The organism is Paenibacillus auburnensis, assembly GCF_927798115.1.
GTDB classification, from domain to species: Bacteria; Bacillota; Bacilli; order Paenibacillales; family Paenibacillaceae; genus Paenibacillus_AQ; species Paenibacillus_AQ auburnensis.
In genome coordinates this window covers 182,520-199,042 of the sequence record NZ_CAKMMG010000011.1, presented here as the reverse complement: position 1 = coordinate 199,042, position 16,523 = coordinate 182,520, and the positions used below count along the sequence as shown (strand labels likewise).

Genomic DNA, 16,523 nt, shown 5'->3' with positions numbered 1-16,523 from the left:
CGACTTGCATGTATTAGGCACGCCGCCAGCGTTCGTCCTGAGCCAGGATCAAACTCTCCAAATTGGTATTTAGAAAGAGCGATTGCTCATTTTGAAACATCTGACGAGAATTTGCATTCTCAAGATGAATTTCTAAAGCGTACAAGACGCTGTGAAAATCATCAGTTTTGGATCTCACCGAAGTGATTTCCGATACTCACTCGTTGTTCAGTTTTCAAAGATCAAATTCTCTTTTTCGTTATCGTTGCTTGTCAGCAGCGACCTTTATAATATATCATGCAGCCCTCGTTTTTGTCAACATCTTTTTTTGATTTCTTTTTTTCGTTGATCATCGTTTGCTTTGCAGCGTTACGATGTGTCGGAGGGACGAGTTATAATTTAACACAGTATTAACACAGGAGTCAACTCTAAATATTCCCAATGGTTATCAGCTCATTCTGATTAAGGGCAAATAAAAAAAGAGAGCGAACATCCTCTCCTTATCTTGGCCTATTAAGCTTAATTAATCCCCGGGTGAGCTGCTATATATTTATAGTGTGTATCGAACCGTATGGCCTTCAGAAGCATCATCCGCCCAAGAGGTGATTTCCCTAATCAGAGAACGGGATACCATCTTACGAAGCACGAGCGGCAATTCGGCTCCAAGCGGGCTAAGACCTGAATGCTGCAGCAGTTCTTTGATACTCCAGGACTCGTTGCGGCTCCCGAGAATATCCAGCAGCATCGTACAACAGTCAGACATCTTCGACATAATCGCAAATTCACAGGCAAGCAGAATGAGCTCTACTCTTTGCTCAAGCGTTTCGGTGCTGACCGTCAGCTCTTCATAAAGCTTGTGAACGGAGGTATTCAGGCTTTTAACCTGCTCCCAAACGGCCGGATCGGGAAAACATCCAGCTTCACTGACTTCAATCCGGGCCCAATGATACAAAGCTATAAGTACACAGTTGTATGCATCCATGGTAAAGCCTGCTTCACTGTAACGCTTAGACTTCACATACATATGCAGGAAGCGGGCAAATTCCATAAACAAGACCCGTTCCTTGAGCGGTCCCTGGAATTGTGTGATCTCCCGGCGCATCTCTCCCAAAATCCCTTTGGGATCCCAAATGACTTCCCCAGCTATAAGGCTGGTAAGGAGTTCATTATTATCGCCCGCCATCACAGCCCGCTCCAAAGCAGATATACCTACGTGTACAGACTGCGTTCGTCTCTCACCGGCTATGGTATGGGTTATAATCCGTTCTTTCTCTTGTTCCTCGTGCAGCATCAATACCACCATATCAAAATCGTGGAGCAGCGCGCTCTGAAATGGAGCATTGCCCTTCTGCCGCAAAGCTACGGCCCCCAGAACATTCTCATCGAATGTTTCTCCACTCAATAGGGTCAAATTGGATAGTTCCATACTTCCCTCCATCAAATTTGGCGATTTTGCGTCCAGTCAGTTATAATTCTCTTAAATATTAATATTCTACATATTCATGGCAGTTCCTTCTGGACGTCCGAACTATATTTTAGTTAGGAGCAAATAACTCATGAAGATGAAATCGGCTAAAATCAACGCTTTTCGCACTTGGGGATTACTGCTCACTATGCTTGGGATGGGACTCATGATTCTTGGAACGGCCGGAATTGTATTCTGGGGCTCAGCAGGTAAAGTATTTGCTGCGATAGGACTCGTTATCGGTCTGATCTCGATGATGGCCAGTCTGGCAATATACTTTTGGGCAGGTATGCTGTCTACGAGTGCGGTTCAGCTGGAATGCCCGGAATGCCACAAGCTGACCAAGATGCTGGGCAAAACCGACCGCTGCATGTTCTGCCACACCATCCTCACCCGCGATCCGGCACAGGCAACCATTACAGCAGAGCAGTTAGAGAGCCAGCAGCAATAATGAAATCGGCATTATGTAAGTGAATACCAAAAACAAGGGGCTCCGTTTCAGGAGCCCCTTGTTTTTTTTACAACCCCTATTTACTTATCTCCTGCAAAGCCTCCCACGCCTCAAGTGTTCCAAAGCTGCGGGTCCAGGAAGCTACTCCCCCAAGTCCAAATGACTTAGCGAGCTCAACTCTCGATTTCAGGGAGACCTTATCCTCAATCCAAATTTTGTGAAGAGCGCCGTCTTCCTTGTACTCGATATAGTTCTGGCCGGCGTCATTGTCAAACTTAGGCGTCAGTTTTTTCTCGGACAGAATCTCCTGAATGGCAGACATGCCAACAGCCTTAGAGCTGACTTTCGTCTCTCCCTTTTCCGTGGTCTCTGTCCAGATGCGGGTATACAACGGAACACCGAGAATCAGCTTCTCAGCCGGCACCTTATCTTCGTCAAGAATACGGCTTATAGAGCTCTCCACCCAAGGCAAAGATGCTACAGAGCCTGCTGTGGGGCTAGATGCCCAATGCTCGTCGTAAGCCATTACAATGAGAAAGTCCGCTACCGAACCAAGCGCTTTCCGGTCCAGGAACAATGACCACATTTCACTGTTTGACTTGGGTGTGACGTCTATGGAGACGATGAGGTTTTTGGCCTGGGCCATCGGCTTCAGCTCCCGCATAAACTGAGTGACATTCTCTCCATCCTTCGTATAAACGTTCTCGAAATCAATATTGATCCCATCCAGATCATACAGATCTGCATATTCCAGCATCTGAACGATCGTAGTCATCCGTTTCTCATAGCTTGATAACGCCTGCGTGGTAAGATCCGCCTCGAAGCTGTTGCTCAGCAGTCCCCACACCTCCATACCTTGCTTGTGAGCCCATTGCACATAGGCACTATCCGCCTGACTGCGTACATTACCCTTCACGTCTACAATCCTGAACCAGGTCGGGCTGACAACGTTAATTCCAGGCAGTTCACCGAATTTTGCAGGGTTAGGCTTGCGCTCATATACGGCCTCCCAGAACATGTTCACCGGTTTACCTTTCCAGCTGCGCTCTGCACGGGAAGGCTCTGATACCTTTTGTTCCACTGTCTTCTGCCCGTCTGCTGTAATGTCGCCAGCCTTCACATACCCGGCATAACCGCTGCTCATCTGCACATACAGCCAGTCCTCATTATCACTATTCCAGATTCTGACGGTTGTTCCGGGGGCCATATCCGCAATAATTGGAGCGTGAATTGTCGCTTCACTGCGGAGCGCCTTCGTCCGGCCGCCCTCCTCGCCTTTAACTGTGCCAAGTGGCACACTTTCTCCGGCAGTCATCAGCAGAACAGCACCTGTACTAGTATCTTCCTCAATTTCAAAGCCATACAATTCTTCAAGGGTATCGGCCGGAAGATACGTCACTCCATCCTGTTCTTCAGGAGCAAGCCGGAGCTGGATCGGCTTATTGTTCAGACTCGCGGAAGTTGAATCCTCTTGCATATACAGCAGGTCATTATCCGTAGAGAGAATAACCGACTTGCTGGCTTCCTCATACCGGATCGCCGAATCAACATACTTTTGTAAAAGGGGAAGCGGTAAAAGCAGACCGTCGCCGGTCCCTGCGGCTGAATAGCCGGTTAGTTCACCTTTAACGAACACAGGCTTCTCAAGGCTTTTCCAATCCGGATCGATATGCGCACGGTTTGGCAGTACATAAAAAACAATCCAATAGGCGGCTGCGGCAATAATAACAAGCCCTAATAAACGGCGAAAGCGACTTCCACGCTTGTTAATGCGTCCCTGTCTCTGTCTGCTATCCAAAATATATATCCTCCAAAACTATCAATAAATTTAAGTGCAGGTAGTCAATCTTAAGTATACGTTATGTTCATCCTTTTGGTTGCGCTAATCTGCTGGAAGACCAGACATTAAATGGCCGCTATACTCAATAAAAAAACGTGTGGCTTCCGTCACCGGATTCCGCACGTTATAAATTTGCCTATTAAGCTATGCTACTCTTGGTGCCTCAATGCCGTTTCTCGCTGCAGCATTTACAAACCCCGTACAATTCTAAGCGTAATCCATGAATTTTAAAGCCAGTCGCCTGTTCGGCAGAATGCTCCACCTCATGGAGTGAAGAATAACTGAAATCTTCGATTTTACCGCATTCTTGGCAGATGACATGATAATGATCGGACACATTGGCATCAAAACGGCTGGAATTATCACCGTAGGTTAATTCGCGTACCATACCGGCTTCCATGAACATTTTCAGGTTATTATACACTGTCGCCACACTCATGCTCGGAAACTGCGGCTCAAGCGCACGGTAAATATCGTCTGCCGTAGGATGATTCAACGCTTCCATCAGATACGTAAGAATCGCATGACGCTGGGGTGTAATACGGACACCGGTAGTCTTCAATTGTTCCAATGCATGTTGCACGCCACTACCCATCAATTCCACCACCTCTAAATTAAATACCATAATAAAATAACTATACTGCAATTGTAGAACCCGGATTTGAATGTTGTCAACGTGCCAAGTACATTATATTCATTATTATATAATAAAAATTACTTTTTTCAATATTTCCTCACATTTAGGTTGCTGTTCCCTTCAACATGCAGCTTAAACTCGCCGGTTCCTACTTCGCCGGAAATTGTCTTTTTATCGATGGTAAGCTCAGGGAAGTCCGAGTTAATATCCCCGTAGCCGCTTGATCCGTCTACTTTGTAATTCCCTGCCTGGGGCAGATACAGATCAATGTCTCCCACCGCGCTGTACACATCCCAGTCCCCGCCAAAAAACTCGGAGCGGATAGTAACTTTGCCGTTCAGCGATTCGGCGTGCAGCTTCGCTCTTGCACCGTCAATCTCAAGATTGCCGTTCTTGCTGGCAAGATTCACTTCATCTCCGCTGCCTGTTACCGAAATATTGCCTACAGCCGTAGACAGCTTCAGAGCTCCCGTAACATCCCAGGCATTCATCTTTCCGCCGCTGGTGGTCAAATCCACACTTCCCTGCACTGTCCGGGCACGAACCGCACCGTTCAGTGTTTTTCCCTTCACATTCCCGAATATGCGGTGCAGAATAAGCTGTCCGTTCCCCGTCTCCAAGGCAATATCCTCGATTGCCTCCACGTTCTGCAGCGTGATACCGCCATTCATCGTCCGGACATCCAGATTAAAGCGGCGGTCCTCAGGAAGCGAAATCTCAAGATCCATCCGCGGCTGCCGTTTGCCGGAGTCACCATAGGTTTTATATTGAGGGGTGATCTTTATGGTTGGCCCCTCGGTTACTTCTACGAAGGATTGCTCCGATATCGCTTCAGCCTGTGCCCCTTCCAGCTGGTCCACCCATACAGTGGCTGTAATCTCAATATCTTCTACTGGGGCACGATGAATGAGAATATCACCGTTGATGCCATCAACAGCAATTTTAGAGGTACTCAGTTCGACGGGTACAATCAGCGGAGCTTTTTCAAACCGGCTGCCTTTGGCTTCGCCGTAATCCACTGCCGCTACAGTAAGATTCATGCTGACCCGGTTCCATAAATGCAGGTAATGCTCTTGTTCCGCTACGATAAATACGCTGGCACCCAGTATAACCGCCGACAACAGTCCGCGCAGATCCATTCTTGCTCTCGGGCCTTTAGGCACAGAACCTCTGCGGCGCGCTAAAAAGGAAATGAGCAGATACTCCACACCCCATAACACAGGGATCAACGGCCACCATTTTAACAGTAGCATCATGTTATCCGCATCATTCCGCCAATCCAACAGCAGGATAATCCCCACCACCGTGAGCAGCACTGCTGCGGTATATCTGCCGACACGCCGGGGGCGCCGTTCATTGCTTTTGCGGATAATCAGCCCTTTGGCAATTTCACGTGCTCCCAGCCACAACCCCCCGCATATCAAAAGTCCTGCAATCACTGCACTCGCGTACATCTCAATGAATTGCTGGAGCCAGACCGGTTTTTGCCGGAAAAGGAACATCAGCGCTCCGCCAAACAGCAGCATGAGTCCAAAGGAAATACCCGGCTCGCTGATAAGGGCACGATGCCTAGAAGTTTTAGTTGTTGTTATTGGCAGTTCAGGATCGGTCTCCTCAGGGAAGCGAAGAATCCGGTCTACCGATTGCAGCACATCATACACATTATAGAAATAAATGACTGGAATCAGCAGGGCCAGTAAAATAAGCAGCGGCACATTAATTTGCATACCAATGGATGAGAAATACAGCATCGCCGCGATGTCCAGCAGTATGATGAAGATGAAAGAAATCCCTTTGCGGAGAAACCCGAAATAGAGATGTCCGGTTCCGGGAATCAGGGCCGCCAGCAGCCCGGCAATAAATTTGCGCTTGCGGGGGCGCTTTTTCTGGCGCGGAGGTATTATAGGGGGATTGGGCACCATGACAGATTCATCCTTCTGCTCGGAACTCATCTCGGGAGTCCTCCTTCCATAAAGTTTATGTTGTTTCCTGTTCAAAGCTTACCACTCCGATAAAATTCGATCAGTTCTACACCTGGAGCCACTTCCTCAACACCGGCAGGAATAAACCCATGCTTGGTATAGAGTGTAACCGCCGGAATATTGAGCTTGCCCGTAGATACAATGAACTGCGCCATCCGGGAATAATGCTGAAAAATAAATTCCAGCAGGCCTCCGGCTACCCCCTTGCGGAAATGATCCGGATGTACCATCATCCGGGTTACCGTCAATTTGCCCGTTGACTCTTCCAATACAGCAACAGCGCCCATCAGATCACCACTGTCGTCAAAGCAGCCGTAGAACTCCTCTGTAGACCCTGCCAGCATGTCTCTCGTCTCCAGCAGCGGCGGAATCTCGTTAAAGCCTATCAGCTCAGCTTCCAGCCGGTAGGCCTTGTGCTGCAGGCTCCAGAGCTCGCTTAAGATGAAGGCATCCTTCAGGTCCAGCTTAATTATTGTATCCATCCGTACAGTCCCCTTATATGCCGCTTCAGGGCCTGCCGTTGCCGACAAGCCCTGAAACTTGAGATCCTATAATAAATTACCCAAAAACCGGATCTAGCTGTTAAGCACTTCAGCCAGCAGCGTGTTCACCAGACCCGGATTAGCTTTACCTTTACTCTCTTTCATTACCTGTCCTACCAGGAATCCGATCGCCTTCTGTTTACCCGCTTTGTAGTCCTCAACGGATTGCGGATTCGCAGCTACGACATCTTCAACGATTTTTTTGATTGCACCTTCGTCGCTGATCTGCACCAGGCCCTTTTCCTCAACGATCACAGCAGGCAGCTTTCCGCTTTCCAGCATTTCTTTGAATACGGTTTTGGCGATCTTGCTGCTGATCGTACCGCCTGCAATCAGGCCGATCATTTCACCAAGCCCCTGTGGTGTAATCTTCACTTCCGATAATTCCAGATTGCTTCCGTTCAGATAAGCGAGCAAATCGCCCATCATCCAGTTGGCTACTGCCTTGGCATCCTTAGTATAGGCAAGGCTGCCTTCAAAGAAATCTGCCAGCAGCTTGGAAGACGTCAATACACCTGCATCATAGGCGGTAAGCCCGTATTCCTCACTATAGCGGGCCTGCCGCGCATCCGGCAGCTCCGGAATCGTCTGACGGATGGATTCTTTCCAGGCATCGTCAATATGCAGCACAATCAGATCCGGGTCCGGGAAGTAGCGGTAATCATGGGCTTCTTCCTTGCCGCGCATGGACAGGGTTTTGCCCTGGGCTTCATCCCAGCGGCGGGTCTCCTGTACCACAACACCGCCGTCATCAAGGATTTCCCCCTGGCGGAACTGTTCATATTCAAGGCCGCGGAGCACACCGCGGAAGGAGTTCATATTCTTCAGCTCGGCGCGGATGCCGAATTCCTCCTGACCCGCAGGACGCAGGCTGATGTTGGCGTCACAGCGCATCGAGCCTTCCTCCATCTTCACATCGGACACATCGCAGTACTGCATGATGGCACGGATCTTCTCCAAATAAGCACGGGCCTCTTCAGGCGAGCGCAGATCAGGTTCGGAGACGATTTCAATCAGAGGTGTTCCTACACGGTTGAAATCGACCAACGACGCAAAGCCGCCGTCCACATGGGTTAGCTTACCGGCATCTTCCTCGAGATGAAGACGGGTAATGCCAATCCGCTTCGTCTCACCGTTCACTTCAATATCGATCCAGCCGTTTAAGCCAATAGGCTGGTCGTACTGTGAAATTTGGTAAGCTTTGGGCGAATCGGGGTAAAAATAGTTCTTGCGGTCGAACTTGCTGACGTCCCCGATCGTGCAGTTCAGCGCCATCGCCGCTTTCATTGCGTATTCCACCGCCTGGCGGTTAAGTACCGGCAGTACACCGGGATGCCCGAGACAGACCGGACAGGTATGGGTATTGGGCGGAGCACCGAATTCCGTGGAGCAGCCGCAAAAGATTTTGGACTTGGTATGAAGCTCCACATGAACTTCCAGCCCGATGACCGTTTCGTATTTAGACATAAATGATCTCATCCCTTAAAAGTTTTGTGAGCCAAAAACGCTTATCCGGCGGGAATTACAGCTGTGGGCGCTCTTTATGATAGTCTGTATTTTGTTCAAAGGCATGCGCAACACGCAGCACGGTGCTCTCGTCAAATTCCTTGCCGATAATCTGAAGGCCGACAGGCAGCCCTCCGGCAAAGCCGCAAGGAATGCTGACCGCAGGAATACCGGCGAGATTGACCGGAATGGTCAGAATATCGTTCAAATACATCGTCAGCGGATCTTCCGTCTGAGAGCCCAGCTTAAAGGCAGTCGTCGGAGCCGTCGGCCCGATAATCACATCATACTTTTTGAAGACCTCATCGAAGTCCTGCTTAATCAAGGTACGCACCTTCTGCGCCTTCAAATAATAAGCATCATAATATCCTGAGCTCAGCGCATAGGTTCCCAGCATAATCCGGCGCTTCACCTCAGGGCCGAAGCCGCGGCTGCGGGAATTGTGGTACAAATCAAGCAGACCGCCGCCTTCATCGACGCGGACGCCGTAACGGACACCGTCGAACCGGGCCAGGTTGGAAGAAGCTTCCGAAGAAGCAAGCAGATAATACGTCGCTACCGCATATTCAGTGTGCGGCAGAGAGACCTCTTCCCAGACGGCGCCAAGGCCTTCCAGCACCTTCAGTGCCGAGAGTACCGTCTCGCGGACAGAAGCATCAACGCCTTCGCCGATATACTCTTTCGGCACCCCGATGCGCAGTCCGGAAATGTCACCGGTCAGTGCGCTGAGGTAGTCGGGAATATCAACTTTGGCCGAGGTGGAATCCTGGGCATCATATCCCGCGATCGCTTGCAGCACATAAGCGGAATCCTCAACGTTACGGGTAAGCGGGCCAATCTGGTCCAGTGAGGAAGCAAAGGCAACGAGGCCATAGCGGGATACCAGCCCGTAAGTCGGCTTAAGGCCAACCACTCCGCAGTACGAAGCGGGCTGGCGGATCGAACCGCCGGTATCCGAACCAAGTGCAAACAACACCTCTCCGGCAGCTACCGCAGCCGCAGAGCCGCCGCTGGAACCGCCTGGAACATGCTCCAGATTCCACGGGTTACGTACAGCCCCATATGCGGAATTCTCATTGGAGCCGCCCATGGCAAACTCGTCCATGTTCAGCTTGCCGATCGTTACCGCATCCGCCTGGCGCAGCTTGGAAACAACGGTTGCATCATAAATCGGCTGGAAATTATCAAGAAACTTACTGGCACAGGTAGTGCGCAGCCCCTTGGTGACAATGTTGTCCTTGATCCCGGCAGGAAGTCCAAACAGCAGGCCGCGCGCTCCACCGGAAGCCAGCTTGTCATCCAGCGCCCGCGCTGACTGGCGTGCCCCCTCCTCATTTAACGTTAGAAATGCGTGCACTTTATCGTCACGCTCTGCGATGGCAGCCAGCGATTGTTCGGTCAGCTCACTGACGGAAAGTTCTTTGTTGTGCAGCATGTTATGTAGTTCAGGCAATCGATATTGAAACAGGCTCAACATTCTTCCTCCTTTCGGTATAGTTATTCCAGTACAGCCGGAACCTTGAAGTGTCCGTCTTCGTCTTCCGGTGCGTTAAGCAGAGCTTCTTCCTGGGACAGGCTCTCCTTCACGACATCATCGCGCATGACATTGCTGACCTGCAGCACATGCGTAGTCGGCTTCACATTCTCCGTATCCAGCTCATTCAATTTCTCAGCATATTGTAATATAGCATTCATTTGTTCAGTAAAAGTAGCCTCTTCTTCCGGGCTTAGTTGCAGTCTGGCCAGCTTGGCCACATGCTGCACATCTTTGACAGTAATGCTCATAAGGAATATCCCTCCTGTTTAAAGGGCTAAAGCGCCCGGATAACGTTTTTAATTATATTGTAGAAGCCTGGACAATTCAATGCGCTTGTCATTTCAGGAGGCTGCCCTAGCACAACAGCCCCACCGAAGTGAGGCTGTCCGTCCTGCTCATTACTTTTATGTTATCATCTCATAATTTCTGTTTAAGCAAAAAGAAAAGGCTTATCCGTCCTGTTTAGGACGGTATCCGTTTCTGCGAGAAATAGAAGGATAATTTATAGCGTAAAACATATAAATTCTTATATTACAAAAAGGCCGGCTTTCGCCGGCCTCCCTTAAATCCAAGCACGAAGATTCACCTGTTTGATGAATTCCGCCTGGGACAAACCTTCTTTGGGTGCTGTTTCCGCTTCTTCCGTTTCCGCATCCTCGCCGTTCATTAGATGATGAAACAGCTTCTCATTGTGCGTCGACAAAGCATAATCGATCAACGCCTCGTGCGTAGCTCTCTCCGCTTCCGCTACCAGCAATTGTTCTTCCGCCTCAATATCCTCAGCGGTAACGTAAAAATTTCTGTTGGCCTGAGGGACACGGATGACGTAATCAAATGCATTGTCGGGATTGCGGTCATAAGCAATCAGGTAGCCGTAGTCTCCGATAGGAAGACTCTGTTCAAAAGCATCCGCAACAATGACAATTTTCTCTCCTAACCGCAGCATCGTCCTACCTCCTGCTTCAAAATCTATCAAGGTTCTACTTGTTTCAACAGTCTACTAAAAAAAGCTAGAGCTGTCCAGCAGCAGGAGGGATGTTTAATGAAAATTCACAAATATTTTCTGAAAACGAGCAGAAGCACCCGTTAACAGCCACAAATTTTGCATTAATCTTTCAGTCAGGCAATTTATTCCTGCCCATTAGCATTGAAGCGCCGGCAATACAAGCAAGAATCAGCAGTACGGCTGACAGTACCGGTCCAAACCAGGCAACACTGCCTTCCGTTAGCTGTCCGGCTGATAAATCAGGTAAAGCCGCCGGCAGCCAGTCAAAGTCCGACGGGAGCAGACTGTAGAGCAGTGACATGCCCGCTGCGGACAGGAGCGCAAGAAAGGCAGCGGCCGGCCCGCGCATAAAAGCACTGAAGAGCAGAGTTAATGAAACAGCACTAAGCAGCCATAAACTGTAAAGACCCGCAGCTGCCAGACAATCACTTACAGAAAGTGAACCCATTAGCTGTACGGTATAGTAACCTGCTGCTGCGGCACCAAGTCCTAGAGCGATAAAGAGCACAGTTAAATGTGCCGCCCATTTAGCAAAAATAATCACCGCCGGAGCAATCGGCTTGACCATAAGCAACTCAGCCGAGCCGCTGCTACGTTCCCCGGCCAGACTGTTCATGGCAGCCAGCGCAAGCACCAGCATGCCGATGGTTCCGTACTGTCCAAGCGCCTGTGCCATTACTGCAGCAGCACCCGGCATTTCATAGCCTTCCAGCATTCCGGGCGGCATATCTCCTGAAGCCTTGAGAATATCCGGAAGGTAATACGTAGTAAGCGGCTGCATAATGCCCAGAATAATGAACACTACCGGGATCCATACCAGCCGGTAGCTTCGTAGCGACTCCAGCATCTCCTTCGAGTAAAGCGTCCAGAACTTCCTCATGATCCCACCACTTTCATAAACAGATCCTCCAGTGTAGAGGATCCGGCTTCAAAATGCAGCAGCGGAATGTTAAGTCCGACCGCCTCCTGCAGTATGGCCCGGCGCGCCAATGCTACATCAGCGACATTAAAGACGGCTTTCCCGCCTGATATTTGCGAAGCTTGAATAAAGGGTTTCAGGGCAAGGCTCTCCAGCCATCCGGCTGCTGCACTTCCAGTCTCCACTGACAACCGGATCACTGGCAGGCTATATTGCTGACGGAGTTCTGACAGTTCTCCCTGCACTGCGATCGTACCCTGATTCATCAAAATAACGTTATCGCATATTTCTTCGGCATCGTGCAGCACATGAGTAGAGAAAATGACGGTGGTCTCCCCGCGGATTTCCCGCAGCAGCTCCATCACCTCCCTGCGGCCGATCGGATCAAGCGCCGAGACAGGCTCATCGAGCAGCAGCAGCTTGGGCCGGTGAACCAGCGCCTGTGCCAGGCCCAGACGCTGCTTCATCCCTCCGGAGTAGCCGCCTATGCGCCTGCGGCCAGCGGCGGCAAGGCCTACCCTCTCCAGGGCTGCAGCAGACACCTTAGCCGCCTCCCGGGAAGGAATGCCGCTCAGCTTGGCTGCGAAGACCACGTATTCCAGTCCGCTCATCCAGCGGTACATAGCCGGTGATTGCGGCAAATATCCCAGCTCCTTACGGTAATCGGTTCCCGGCAGGCTGCCGTTAAAAGAAATCTGACCCGCGGAAGGCGGCAGAAGCCCGGCAAGCATTCGCAGCGTTGTTGTCTTTCCCGCACCATTCGGACCCAGCAGGGCAACACATTGCCCCGCTTCGATTACAAAGCTGATGTTGTCTACGGAGCGTTGCTTGCCGTAGCTCTTGCTTAATCCAGTCACTTCAAGCAGCGTCATCAGCTTTCCTTCCTTCCAATTGTGAAATACGCTATGCTGCCCAGAAGGTTGCCGAAGAGCAATATAAGTACCCATAGCCACTTTGGCCCCCGGACCTGTTCCGCCTTAGCCAGAGAAAACAGTCCGATAATTGCCAGCAAAGCCTGTAAAGCCACCAACGGCCAAATCAACCCCCAGTTCACCTTGTCCATGTTTCCATACCCCCAAAGCCCTTTATTGTATTCTTCTAAGCAAGTTAAGATTATCTAGGTCAGCGCTTCTGCCCCGTTCTCCATCGGTCCGGTAAAATGACAACCAGGAGATAGACAATTATCGGAGTAGGCGCCCCGGTCAGTCCCCACAGACCCCAAAACCACGCCATCCTTCCTTTATCCCGCTTACGCGCATCGCGGAAAAGCCAGGTTCCCTGCAGAAGCAGCACAGCCGCGATACACGCCCACAGCCAATAAGGCACGTCCTGCAGCTCCTTCACCGTTCCCCATCCTCCCGTCGCTGTCTGAACCGAGTTACTGCATAGCCACCGAGTGCAGCGAGGGGAAAGGCTGCCTGGAGTATCCAATAGATTACAGGTGCATTGCCCAGAACAGTCAAGATGATCATGAGCAGGAACAAGGCCACAAACCAAAACAGCAGCAGTTCCTTACGGCTCTGATGGCGCCGGCGAAGGGCTTCCGCGGCAAGAAACTGCTCCACTGCCGGCAAGGATGGCGGGGAGATATCGTCATACTGCGCATCCAGGCGTTCAAGCCCGGCTGACAGCTTATTCAGCAGTTCCTGATCTATATCATTTCTCATCCTCTTTCAGCTCCTTTCGCAGTTGATGAAGACCTGCAGACACACGCGATTTAACAGTGCCGGCAGCAGTCTCAACAATAATGCCGATCTCCTCATAGCTATAGCCGTAATAATGTTTCAGCAGTACAGCAACCCGCTGGGGTAAGGGCAGCCTGGAAAGCGCATCAAGCACTTCACTCCACTCCATATTGCGGCTCTCAAACCGCCACCGGATGGCCGCCGCACCCTGCTCCTGGCGGAACCACTGCGTCTCCCGCTTCCAGCGCCGTTTACGGTCAATATATAACCGGGTAGCAATCGTGATCAGCCAGGAGGAGAACGACGAGGACCCGTTATAAGTACTGATCTTCTCCATGCAGCGCACCATGGTATCCTGGGCAAGCTCTTCCGCCAGAGAGGGATCCATAGTAGCTTTGATTAAATATTTGAACAAGAAGGTATAATGTTCCCGCAGCAGCTCAGCCAGCGCCGAAGCATCGCCCTGCTGCGCCCGCTTGATCAACTCCAGCGTCCCGTCGCTCATTGGCCCCTACATTCCCTTCTTCATTCATTCACATCTGTAATACGAACAGGTACAGCAAATCGTTCATTCACGGTCCAAATAATTTTGCAGTTCCCACAATCTGCGCCGCCAAGGCTGAATACTCCCGTGTCCGCCGGGAAACCTCCAGAAACACAATCTGCTCCGTGTCTTCTCACCGCCTGAAGCATCATTAACAACCGGGGGATAATATACGGTATCTTCAGCGCTCTCTCCCGTTGTTTTCTGCTGTCCCTGATCCAGACGATAGTATATATCGTTCTTCAATGCTCTGCCTCCCATACGAACTAAACCTGTGTATAAACAAAAAAAGAACGCAAACCGGGATTAATTTCCGCAGTCTGCGTGCTTCGCGAGGTAAATGTTACATTTAATTAACAGTATTGTAGCAACTTTGTATCTTTCTGTCCATCTCTATTTTCCCGCTTTTTGTCGCTTAGTATAGAATAGCCTCACTGCATAGGCACATAAGGGTTGTTCTGCCGCTCGAAACCGATGGTCGTCCGCGGGCCGTGTCCCGGGTACACCTTCACCTCTTCGTCCAGGCGGTAGAGCTTACCCCGGATGGAATCGATCAGATCCCGCTCCCGGCCTCCGGGCAGATCTGTGCGTCCTACACCGAGCTTAAACAGGACATCCCCGGAAAACAGGTCATTCCCGCACAGGAAGCTGACGCTTCCCGGTGAATGGCCCGGGGTATGAAATACACGGAAGGTAAGTCCGAGCAGCTTCAGGGTCTGACCCTCTGCAAGATCATATTCCGCAGGTAGCGTACTTATCGGAGATGAGGCATCCGGCCACATCAGTGAACCGTTCAGCTTGGGGCTGCCGAGCCATTCACTCTCCAAGGCATGCAAGTATACAGGGCAATTCTTCGCTTTGCGGATTTGATCCACACCGCCGATATGGTCAAAGTGGGCATGCGTCAGCAGGATCGCTTCGATTTCCATACCTTCTGTGGCACGCACAAGCGCAGCCGGATTCATGCCGGGGTCGATAATCACGCCGCGCTGCGGATCAGCTCCGGTTAACAGATAGGCATTGGTCTGGAGCGGTCCCAGATTATAGGAACGAATATTCAGCATACCGATCAGAAGCCGGAAATCAGGCTGCGCAGCTCTTTGGCAATAACCGCGTGTGACTCCGTTCCTTCCCCGTAGGCCTGCCCCATTGCCTTGCGTACCTCCGCGATTTTGCTCTCATAGTCGGCTGCTTCCCGGTCTGGGTTCTCCTGTTTAAACGTGCGCATCAGTGACTGCACATGTTCCGGACGGGGCCCCCAGTGACCCAGAACATAACCGCCGGTATCGGCAAAAATAACAACAGGCACGGATCTTCCGCCCATGGTCAGAAAATCATCCATAACTTCCTGGTTTTCTTCCAGAATCAGCACTTCAGTCTTGATGCCTGCGGTCTCCAGAATCCGGAACACGACCGGCACATTGCGCACAACGTCCCCGCACCAGTCCGCAGCCAGAATGAGCACGCGCAGGTCATCGCGGTGGTTCAGGCTCTCGAAATATTCACGGTCTTCCCCGTTGTCCCAGGCAAATTTCTCGTACCAGGACTCAAAGGCCTGCTGATTTTTGGTCATGCTCTCTACGAACTGGCGCGGAGTCAGGCCCTTACCAAATTTATGAGCTACATTCTGTTTCATACTGCACTACCTTTCTTTTTGGATTTGTACCATTTGAACAGGAAGTATACAACGATAATAGCAATTGCGGCCAGAATCAGCTCATGGGTATATTTAGCGGCGACCTCATCAATCGTCTCCCATTTATCGCCAAGGGTGTAGCCCAAATAAACAAAGAGGGTGCTCCACGGGAGTACTGCAAGTGTTGTAAGCAAGGTGAATTTACCCAGCGGCATGCGTGAAATTCCGGCAGGCACAGAGATGGCGTGACGGACAACCGGAATAAAGCGTGCGGTAAAGATGACACCAGTGCCGTACTTTTTGAACCATTCCTCGGAATGATCGATATGTTTTTTCTTGATAAAAATGTACTTGCCGTACTTCTCCAGCACAGGCCTTCCGCCATAACGGCCGATCCAGTATACAAAAATCTGGGCAATCACACCGCCAACCGTACCAAAAAGAATCGCTCCAAAAAAATTAATATCACCTTGTGAAACCAGATAGCCGCCGTACGCGAGCACAATTTCACTCGGAATCACTTCAATCATCAGCCCGATCATAATCCCAAAATAGCCAAGACTTTGAATCCATTCGAACAAATGCGAGATCAGATCAGAAATAAAGTGCATATGCAGCTCCTCCTCCCGTTTTATACAGAGTTTATCCGGCTGAGAACCCGGCCTTCCTCTGCTCTATGTACCCAGCTTCTCCTAGCCTATTCTAGCATATGCAGGGTTACGACTTCTACTTGAGGCCAAGCTGCGGCAGCCGCCTGCTTCTGAGTCTTTAAATATAATGCTGAGCCGTACCGG

Annotated in this window: 20 protein-coding genes and 1 rRNA gene; 1 reads left to right on the top strand and 20 read right to left on the bottom strand. The window is 50.6% G+C overall.

What is annotated here, in order from left to right; genetic code table 11:
- Positions 1-64 (bottom strand): 16S ribosomal RNA (locus L6H70_RS25630); the annotation flags it as partial.
- A gap of 465 nt (positions 65-529) precedes the next feature.
- The gene (locus L6H70_RS25625; protein WP_236337022.1) at positions 530-1,381 is read right to left on the bottom strand and encodes a nucleotidyltransferase-like protein; all 852 of its coding nucleotides are present in this window, start codon (positions 1,379-1,381) and stop codon (positions 530-532) included.
- Positions 1,382-1,535: 154 nt separating this feature from the next.
- On the opposite strand from L6H70_RS25625, the gene L6H70_RS25620 reads away from it, so the two are divergent.
- Positions 1,536-1,895, top strand: a complete 360-nt coding sequence (locus L6H70_RS25620; protein ID WP_236337021.1) for a DUF2614 family zinc ribbon-containing protein — start codon at positions 1,536-1,538, stop codon at positions 1,893-1,895.
- Positions 1,896-1,971: 76 nt separating this feature from the next.
- Here L6H70_RS25620 and L6H70_RS25615 read toward each other — a convergent pair whose 3' ends face one another.
- The 18 genes from L6H70_RS25615 to uptA all read right to left on the bottom strand — a co-directional run bounded on the left by L6H70_RS25615 (position 1,972) and on the right by uptA (position 16,340).
- Positions 1,972-3,693 carry a glycosyl hydrolase family 18 protein gene (locus L6H70_RS25615; RefSeq protein WP_236337020.1) on the bottom strand — a complete coding sequence of 574 codons (1,722 nt, stop codon included), beginning with the start codon at positions 3,691-3,693 and terminating at the stop codon, positions 1,972-1,974.
- Positions 3,694-3,898: 205 nt separating this feature from the next.
- Positions 3,899-4,330, bottom strand: a complete 432-nt coding sequence (gene perR / locus L6H70_RS25610; RefSeq protein WP_054943413.1) for a peroxide-responsive transcriptional repressor PerR — start codon at positions 4,328-4,330, stop codon at positions 3,899-3,901.
- 128 nt (positions 4,331-4,458) lie between these two features.
- Positions 4,459-6,324, bottom strand: a complete 1,866-nt coding sequence (locus L6H70_RS25605) for a DUF4097 family beta strand repeat-containing protein (RefSeq protein ID WP_236337019.1) — start codon at positions 6,322-6,324, stop codon at positions 4,459-4,461.
- A gap of 41 nt (positions 6,325-6,365) precedes the next feature.
- Positions 6,366-6,836: a GNAT family N-acetyltransferase gene (locus L6H70_RS25600; RefSeq protein WP_236337017.1), complete on the bottom strand. Its 471-nt coding sequence runs from the start codon at positions 6,834-6,836 to the stop codon at positions 6,366-6,368.
- Positions 6,837-6,929: 93 nt separating this feature from the next.
- The gene (gene gatB, locus L6H70_RS25595; RefSeq protein ID WP_236337015.1) at positions 6,930-8,375 is read right to left on the bottom strand and encodes an Asp-tRNA(Asn)/Glu-tRNA(Gln) amidotransferase subunit GatB; all 1,446 of its coding nucleotides are present in this window, start codon (positions 8,373-8,375) and stop codon (positions 6,930-6,932) included.
- 43 nt (positions 8,376-8,418) lie between these two features.
- Positions 8,419-9,876, bottom strand: coding sequence for an Asp-tRNA(Asn)/Glu-tRNA(Gln) amidotransferase subunit GatA (gene gatA / locus L6H70_RS25590; RefSeq protein ID WP_236337013.1), 1,458 nt, complete (start codon positions 9,874-9,876; stop codon positions 8,419-8,421).
- A 23-nt stretch (positions 9,877-9,899) separates the two neighbouring features.
- Positions 9,900-10,187, bottom strand: coding sequence for an Asp-tRNA(Asn)/Glu-tRNA(Gln) amidotransferase subunit GatC (gene gatC / locus L6H70_RS25585; RefSeq protein WP_054943416.1), 288 nt, complete (start codon positions 10,185-10,187; stop codon positions 9,900-9,902).
- Positions 10,188-10,501: 314 nt separating this feature from the next.
- Positions 10,502-10,885 (bottom strand): ATPase, encoded by a 384-nt coding sequence (locus tag L6H70_RS25580; RefSeq protein ID WP_206102031.1) that lies wholly within the window; start codon positions 10,883-10,885, stop codon positions 10,502-10,504.
- A 169-nt stretch (positions 10,886-11,054) separates the two neighbouring features.
- Complete coding sequence (locus L6H70_RS25575) at positions 11,055-11,825, bottom strand: ABC transporter permease (RefSeq protein WP_236337012.1); 771 nt, start codon at positions 11,823-11,825, stop codon at positions 11,055-11,057.
- Positions 11,822-12,736, bottom strand: coding sequence for an ABC transporter ATP-binding protein (locus L6H70_RS25570; protein ID WP_236337010.1), 915 nt, complete (start codon positions 12,734-12,736; stop codon positions 11,822-11,824). The genes L6H70_RS25575 and L6H70_RS25570 overlap by 4 nt, the downstream gene beginning before the upstream one ends.
- Positions 12,736-12,927, bottom strand: a complete 192-nt coding sequence (locus L6H70_RS25565; protein ID WP_236337009.1) for a PLD nuclease N-terminal domain-containing protein — start codon at positions 12,925-12,927, stop codon at positions 12,736-12,738. The genes L6H70_RS25570 and L6H70_RS25565 overlap by 1 nt, the downstream gene beginning before the upstream one ends.
- 59 nt (positions 12,928-12,986) lie before the next feature.
- Positions 12,987-13,208 carry a hypothetical protein gene (locus L6H70_RS25560; protein ID WP_054943421.1) on the bottom strand — a complete coding sequence of 74 codons (222 nt, stop codon included), beginning with the start codon at positions 13,206-13,208 and terminating at the stop codon, positions 12,987-12,989.
- Positions 13,205-13,531, bottom strand: coding sequence for a YxlC family protein (locus tag L6H70_RS25555; RefSeq protein WP_236337008.1), 327 nt, complete (start codon positions 13,529-13,531; stop codon positions 13,205-13,207). Before L6H70_RS25555 ends, L6H70_RS25560 begins: the two co-directional genes overlap by 4 nt.
- Entirely contained in the window at positions 13,521-14,054 is a 534-nt protein-coding gene (gene sigY, locus L6H70_RS25550; protein ID WP_236337007.1) for an RNA polymerase sigma factor SigY, read from the bottom strand. The genes L6H70_RS25555 and sigY overlap by 11 nt, the downstream gene beginning before the upstream one ends.
- 63 nt (positions 14,055-14,117) lie before the next feature.
- On the bottom strand, positions 14,118-14,339 hold the full coding sequence (locus L6H70_RS25545; protein WP_236337006.1) for a hypothetical protein: 222 nt from the start codon (positions 14,337-14,339) through the stop codon (positions 14,118-14,120).
- 185 nt (positions 14,340-14,524) lie between these two features.
- Positions 14,525-15,157, bottom strand: coding sequence for an MBL fold metallo-hydrolase (locus L6H70_RS25540; protein WP_236337005.1), 633 nt, complete (start codon positions 15,155-15,157; stop codon positions 14,525-14,527).
- Positions 15,158-15,162: 5 nt separating this feature from the next.
- The gene (locus tag L6H70_RS25535; RefSeq protein WP_236337004.1) at positions 15,163-15,729 is read right to left on the bottom strand and encodes a thioredoxin family protein; all 567 of its coding nucleotides are present in this window, start codon (positions 15,727-15,729) and stop codon (positions 15,163-15,165) included.
- Complete coding sequence (uptA, locus tag L6H70_RS25530; RefSeq protein WP_206102040.1) at positions 15,726-16,340, bottom strand: undecaprenyl phosphate transporter UptA; 615 nt, start codon at positions 16,338-16,340, stop codon at positions 15,726-15,728. Before uptA ends, L6H70_RS25535 begins: the two co-directional genes overlap by 4 nt.
- Positions 16,341-16,523: the final 183 nt, after the last annotated feature.